This is a genomic window from Pseudoalteromonas sp. S558, assembly GCF_005886635.1.
GTDB classification, from domain to species: Bacteria; Pseudomonadota; Gammaproteobacteria; order Enterobacterales; family Alteromonadaceae; genus Pseudoalteromonas; species Pseudoalteromonas aliena.
On sequence record NZ_PNDU01000714.1, the window covers coordinates 1 to 432 of the forward strand.

Consider the following 432-nt stretch of genomic DNA (forward strand, 5'->3'; position numbering starts at 1 on the left):
CATTTTTACAATTGATTATAGTTGTCACAAAATTAACTCAAACAATAGTTAAACTATATCAGTGACATCCATAAAAAAGGCAGCCAATGCAAATACATTGACTGCCGTTAATCAATTATTTAATTTTAGCGACTATTACTCGCTCTCAGGGTTCACCCTAGAGACGAGTAACTGCTCAATACGAATGCCTTCTACATCCACCACTTCAAATTTAAAACCTGAAAATACAATAAATTCTGCACGTTTAGGAATATGCTTCATGGTGTAAATTAAATACCCGGCGACCGTTTCATAATGGTTTTGATCAGGGAACTCATCTATTTCCAGTACTTTGGCTAATTCAACAATAGGCGTTAAACCATCGACCAACCAAGAGTTAGCAACACGCTCAATGATTAGCTCCTCACTTTGATGCGTGATTAAATCACCCAT

1 protein-coding gene is annotated in these 432 nt (G+C 36.3%); it reads right to left on the reverse strand.

The window, feature by feature from the left end:
- Positions 1-135 precede the first annotated feature (135 nt).
- The coding region (locus CWB66_RS22060) for a transporter associated domain-containing protein (protein WP_289508530.1) at positions 136-432 on the reverse strand (297 nt) is incomplete at its 5' end.